Raw genomic sequence first — 3,736 nt, 5'->3', positions numbered from 1 at the left:
TTATGAGGGAGGTTATCACAAGATGGATAAGAAGAAACGACTTGTAGTGGCAGCAGTCGCATCATCGATGCTTTATACTGGAGGTATTGTTTGCCCGGACCTCTTATATGATTCCCAGTTTTTCAATCCAATCGGTGCCGTGGCTCAGGCCGAAGGGGAGGTTACCCAAGCTGCGGTTGAGCTTGACTTGGGTAAACCCTTACCACTTCGGGTGAATAATATTGTAGCTGGTATGCCAGAATATGTTAGTGAAGCAGACCAACGAATAAGACACTGGGCGGCATTGTCCATAGATGCCAATACTGACGGAAAATGGCGACCAATGGGAATCGCTTTGGAAGGCTACGGCGTGGATATCTCGGACAGAACTATCCAGGACCCCCAGGAAATTATTACATCACTGTATGTCCATCGATCTGATGGACTAATAGTCAGCTTTGCCGAATCCCAAGCCTCCTATAAGGGCGGTATGCGGGGACGCTTTGCCATAGTTGGAAATAATTATGATGCGGTCACCGGAGCTGAATTAAAATGGGAAGATGTTTTTGGCTCTCCCAATGTTGTCCTAAATGAAGTAGCTATGCTTTTAAAACGCAATTATCCGAAGGAATCCTTTGCTCAAAAAAGCGTACTGGAATTGAAGGAGCAGGTAAAAAAAGCCGTAGATGAAGGGACTGCTTCCTGGGTTATGGACCCTTGCGGAGCAACCTTTTATTTTAATATGTTCAGCCTGTCCAGTGATCCTTATGCACCAATTTATTCTGCTACGCTTAACTTCAGCGTAAATGGTTTTTGCTTTAAGGATAAATATCGTCATTCACCGAAGGAGTGGTGTATGGAAATTGAACCGAGGACCCAGATGCGCCTAACTCTTGATGATAGCGTTATAAATACCACGGAAATTCAGGCAGACACGAGTGGATTGCGGATAATATTAGGCGGTCCGGCCACAACGGCCCAGGATGGGATTATTAACAAGACTGAAAACGTATTTACGGATCATACGCCTATGCAGGGGGCTCGTCCTGTATTTGTAAAAATGGCGGATGGACGGAAATATTTCTATATCGATTGTCACTTAGCCCCGGACCCGGCAGTTTATCAAAAGGGTTATGATGAACAGACCATGGCTCAGCTGGAAAACCAACACGAGCTTCGGGTTTATGAATTGGTAAATGGCCAAATTAAACCGGTGGAGTGCGATAATGGATTTACAATGAAAAACGAGATAATCGGTGATGCGGTCATACCTACTGAATGGTTTGTTATGACTGATCCAAATGAGTTTAAATTGAACAAAACTGGCGTGCCATTACGTGAATCACATCGTATTTGCCGAGTTAATGAAAAGGGTCAGCCAGAGGTAATAGCTGTCATTCAATAGGAAGTCAGGCAGATGCCATCTGATTGCACAAAAGCAGTGAAACATTTTATGTATTAAAGTATTGCTGTGAGGGTTGTTACCTGAAAAGGTAAACGTAAATATATTAAAAGGAGATGTTTTTATGCAAACAAAAACTTTGGCCAAGCGCCTGGCATTAGGCGTTATGGCCGCCTTAGTATCCGTATCGCTTTTGGCAGGCTGTGGCGGAGGCAAGGATAAAGGTGCAGGTGCGCAAAATGACCCACCTAAAATTGAGATTCCAGCTCGAGAGCCAGTTTCTACAGCTCCAACTATGACCTTCAAGTTTGGTGAAACTGAGGCAAAGGTTTATGAGCTTACGGGTGTAGACCTGTCCAAGGTCATTCGTACTAACAAACTGGTTACCCTGGGAGATGAATTATTCTTCCATACTGATGGCCACTATAGTGAGGATAAACTCCAGCACATAAACAAGGTAACCATAAAAAAAGAGACCATCGCTGATTTGGTTGACTTGGGGCCTAGTGGAGATATTGCGGAACTGGCAACCAACGGTAAAATTGTAATTTGGCAGACTAATCGTAAGGCTACTGAAGGCAAAGATAAAATAGCAATTTATGACGGCAAGGCAGCCACTGTAGGTGGTAAGTGGTCTGGCTCGCCAATGGGTGATGCTGAATCCGGGGATTTTATGGTTTATTGGGGGCATGAACTGCGTCATTCCAAACTGGAAGACGGAAATTGGAAAGAATTGGGCAAGGTTTTCGCAGATGATAAGACGGCCTTCCCGGATTTCAAGGATACCAATATTTCTTTAAAGACGGTTTGTGTCAGCAAGGGTGATATTTTCATGCGTTACTTTGTGGAAAAAGAGGGCGGAAATATTCCTTATCTGATTGCCTTTAATAAGGATGGCAAGGAACTGTGCCGCTACGAGGGCATTGCAGATTTGCCACGAGGCTGGGCTGTAACGGAAAATTATGTGGTTCACACCGGTTCCAAGGGGGCTATTAGGGTATTTGATCGGAAAACCGGCAAAGTTTTGGGAGATGCCACCATTGATATGCGTCCGTTTGCTCTTTGGACAAAGACCGGCAACGATGTAATCGTGTATGATGATCGTTCCCATAAGATTTATCGAATTGATTTATGATTATTGAATAGGAATTTATATGCTTCAAATTTATACCGGTAAGGGAAAAGGAAAAACCACCGCAGCCATTGGCTTGGCCATCCGTAGCTTGGGAGCCGGCCACAAGGTGTTTTTTCTCCAATTTATGAAAAGCCTTGCCTACAGCGAGCAAAAGGTATTGAAATCCTTTACTCCAAAGTTAAAACTAATGACCACAGGAAAGCCTTTTTTTGTAGCCGAGGAAGGGATGCTATCTTCAGAGGAACAACAAAGATGGGGCAGCGATGTGGTGATATTTCCACCAGGAAAGCCACCGAAGGATTATGTGGAAATGATTGCCCGGGAATTTCAGACAGCAAGGTGCGAGATTTTGGCTATGCAGCCAGACTTGTTGGTGCTAGATGAAGTGAATATAGCATTGTTTTTCAATCTTATCAATCAAGCTGAGGTGGAGCAATTGCTGGCAGAACTGCCAAGGAAGACTGAGGTAGTATGCACTGGCCGTAACGCGCCGCAGTGGCTTTTGGAACAGGCCGACCTGGTTACGGAAATGCAGGAAATAAAGCATTATTATACAAAGGGGATAGAAGCCCGTAAAGGAATCGAAAACTAAAAAAGGAGGCTGTTTTAATGTTTTTTTATGGAACAAAGGTGTTTAAACGGTCGTTGTATGCATTTTTGGTAATGTTTCTGCTGTTATGTCAGACGGCTTTTGCCGCTGATTTCAGCAAGGTAGTTATCTTACATACCAACGACACCCACGGCTTTGACCGCAGTGACAATGAACATATTGGTATGCCGGTTATTGCCCAAATTAAAAAGGATTTTAAGAACAAAGGCTATGATGTGATTATGCTGGATGCCGGGGATATCATCCAGGGTAACGATTTGGCCAAATTTGACAAGGGTAAATCCATTATCAAATATATGAATGCCATAGGCTATGACGCTGCTACCTTTGGTAATCATGAATTTGACTATGGTCAGGAAGTACTGTTTCAGAGAATAAAGGAAGCAAAATTTCCATTTATTTCGGCTAATGTTATCAATACCGATACAGAGCAAACCCTCACCAAGCCATATGTTATTTTGGAAAAACCATATGGTAAAATCGGGATTATCGGCCTGACCACACCGGCGTCTAAAACCAGTGCCAGACCTAGCTATGTAGCCAATTTGAAATTTTTGGAAAAGGAAGCCCTTTATGCTTGTATCCAGATGTATGTTAATGAGCTGCAAAA

At 43.5% G+C, this 3,736-nt stretch carries 4 protein-coding genes; all 4 read left to right on the top strand.

The annotated features are described in order from the left end of the window. On the top strand, positions 1-1,384 hold a 1,384-nt coding region (locus tag QZV24_RS10095; protein ID WP_294523462.1), incomplete at its 5' end, for a hypothetical protein. A 121-nt stretch (positions 1,385-1,505) separates the two neighbouring features. Continuing rightward, on the top strand, positions 1,506-2,516 hold the full coding sequence (locus QZV24_RS10090) for a hypothetical protein (RefSeq protein ID WP_294523460.1): 1,011 nt from the start codon (positions 1,506-1,508) through the stop codon (positions 2,514-2,516). Positions 2,517-2,535: 19 nt separating this feature from the next. Continuing rightward, the gene (locus QZV24_RS10085; protein WP_294523459.1) at positions 2,536-3,108 is read left to right on the top strand and encodes a cob(I)yrinic acid a,c-diamide adenosyltransferase; all 573 of its coding nucleotides are present in this window, start codon (positions 2,536-2,538) and stop codon (positions 3,106-3,108) included. Between the two features lie 17 nt (positions 3,109-3,125). Next, on the top strand, positions 3,126-3,736 hold a 611-nt coding region (locus QZV24_RS10080; protein ID WP_294523457.1), incomplete at its 3' end, for a metallophosphoesterase.

It is taken from the genome of uncultured Anaerovibrio sp., assembly GCA_902786545.1.
In the GTDB taxonomy this organism is placed as follows: Bacteria; Bacillota; Negativicutes; order Selenomonadales; family Selenomonadaceae; genus Anaerovibrio.
This window is presented reverse-complemented; position numbering and strand designations above follow the sequence as displayed.